Genomic DNA, 2,294 nt, shown 5'->3' on the forward strand with positions numbered 1-2,294 from the left:
CTGGACGATCGTCTTGTTCCGGTCGTACGGGTACTCCGGGTACAGATCGGCGATCTGCTTCGGGCCGAGGCGGCACCTTTCGTATGTCTCCCTGCCCTCGAGTACTCGAACACTAAATGGCCAAAAGGTGAACCGTAGGTGACGCACTAGGTACGCTTCGGAGTAGGTAAGGTTTCTACGAGTTCCGTGCGAGCGTTTGCGCCACGAAAGGCGCACTCTCTACCCGTAGTACACGGTCCGATCGGCAGGGAAAGGCGAGGCGGTGCAATGCGCCAGGCAGGAGTGCTCGACGTCGGCTGTCACAGTGCGCTGCTCACGGTGGCCCGGCACCGCTCGACGACCCACATGGACTCCGTTCTCTCCCGCAAGGTGCGGCTGACCCTGCACCAGTGCCTGGAGCCGGACGGGCGGCTGAGCGAACTCGGGGTACGAGGCGTACAGCGGGCCGTGACGGAGACGCTCTCCGGGGATCTGGGCCTGCCCCGCTCCGAGATCTTCGCCTTCGCCACGTCCGTCATCCGCGACGCGCCCAACCGGCACGAGGTCATCGCCCGGGTGGCGCGCGCCACCGGCGTCCGGCTGCGGGTGCTGTCCGGCGAGGAGGAGGCGAGGCTCGCCTACGTGGCCGCCCGCCGGTGGTCCGGTCCCACGGTGGGCCGGCTCCTGGTCCTGGACATCGGCGGCGGCACCGTCGAGATCGCCGCCGGCAGCGGACACGCACCGGACCGGGCGCTCTCCCTGCCGTCGGGCGCCCGCGCCGTCACCCGGTCCCTGCTGCCCGGCGGAACCGTCTCCTCGGAACGGCATCTGGCGAAGGTACGGCGACAGCTGCGAGAGCGGCTGCACAGCGCCCCCGGGCTGCCCCGGGCCGAGCCCGGCGGGCGGGTCCTGGCCTCCTCCAAGACCTTCGCCCAGCTCGCCCGGCTCGCCGCCGGCCGCGGCGGACCGCGCCAGACGGCGCACCGGCTGACGCTGCCCGACCTGCGCGCCGCGGTCGACGTGCTGGCCGCCACCAGCCCGGACCGCCGTGGCCGGCTGCCCGGCATCTCCCGGCACCGCGGGGAACAGTCCCTCGCCGGAGCCCTGGTGGCCGAGGCGCTCCTGGAGGCGTGCGGAGCCGAAAGCGTGGCGATCTGCCCCTGGTCCACCAGGGAGGGTCTCCTCCTGGAGCACCTGGCCGCACCCCGCAAGTCGCACGCCGACGGGCCGAGGGCCGCGCTGGCCGGCTGACCGGGCCCGCTCCCGGTCAGGCACCGGCCGAGAGGCCGATCCCGCCGTCACCGGACGAGGTGCCCGGCTCACCCGGACACCTCGTCACGGACCGGGCCGCCCGGGTGGCCGGGCTGACCAGGCGGCCGGGCCGACCGGTCGTCGTCATGCGGTGTCCGCGGCTCCAGGCGGTCCCGGGTCCGGCGACGGCACGCCCGGCGGCCACACCCCGCCCAGGACCTCGCCGCCCTCGAGCAGGTCACGCGCGGCGGACAGCCGGTGTGTTCCGGCCGGGTACGGAAGCCGCCCGGACAGCTCGGCGGCCCGCTCCAGGGCCTCCTGCGCCTCGTCGGCACGGCCGAGCCGCGACAGGGCCACGCCGAGGGCGATCCGCGCCTCCACCTCGGCCAGCCGCTCCCCCGTCCGCCCGGCCCGTGACACCTCCGCGAGCGCGTGCCGCCGCGCGGAGGCGGCCCGCCCCGCCAGCAGCTCGGCCCAGGCGACCAGGACCGGCGCCTCCTCCTCGAAGCCCTCCAGGGCGGCGAGCGCGGCGCCCGGACGACCGGTACGCAGGGCGAGTTCGGCCCGGGCCGTACGCACCTCGTGACCCGCCTGCCGGTCCCTGGGCACGGCGGCGGCATCACCGGCCCGGCCCAGCAGGGCCTCGGCCTCGGCGGTGGCGCCGGTGTGCATCCGTATGCGGGCCAGGGTCGCCAGCGCGTACGGCAGACACCACGCGTCGTCCCGCTCGGCACCGGCCACCGCCGCCTCGGCGAGGGCACCCGCGGGTCCGGGTTCCGCCAGCAGCAGCCGCAGCTCGGCCAGGTTGGCCCGCTCGAACGCGGTGGCGGTCGGATCACCGGACCGCTCGGCCAGGGTCAGGGCCCGTTCCCCGGAGCCGACGGCCTCGCGCAGCCGGCCGGCCCGCCGCGCGTTCTCCCTCAGGGTCGACAGGACGGAGACCAGCAGCGTCGGGTCGCCGTACGCCTCGGCGGGGGCGAGCGCCTGGTCGGCTGCCTCCCGGGCCTCGTGGAAGCGGCCCGCGAGGCCCAGGTTGCGGGCCTGCAGGGCGTAGGAGCGGGCCT

The 2,294-nt window shown here is 75.5% G+C and carries 1 protein-coding gene and 1 pseudogene; one reads left to right on the top strand and one right to left on the bottom strand.

What is annotated here, in order from left to right:
* Positions 1 to 267: 267 nt before the first annotated feature.
* Positions 268 to 1,230 carry a Ppx/GppA phosphatase family protein gene (locus ABT085_RS45780; RefSeq protein WP_351623040.1) on the top strand — a complete coding sequence of 321 codons (963 nt, stop codon included), beginning with the start codon at positions 268 to 270 and terminating at the stop codon, positions 1,228 to 1,230.
* Between the two features lie 144 nt (positions 1,231 to 1,374).
* Here ABT085_RS45780 and ABT085_RS45785 read toward each other — a convergent pair.
* Positions 1,375 to 2,294: pseudogene (locus ABT085_RS45785) on the bottom strand (ATP-binding protein); the annotation flags it as partial.

Source organism: Streptomyces sp. NPDC002265 (assembly GCF_040296125.1).
In the GTDB taxonomy this organism is placed as follows: Bacteria; Actinomycetota; Actinomycetes; order Streptomycetales; family Streptomycetaceae; genus Streptomyces.

Coding starts and splice junctions, on each gene's coding strand:
- ABT085_RS45780 (WP_351623040.1), top strand. CDS start 268: ATGCGCCAGGCAGGAGTGCTCGACGTCGGCTGTCACAGTGCGCTGCTC.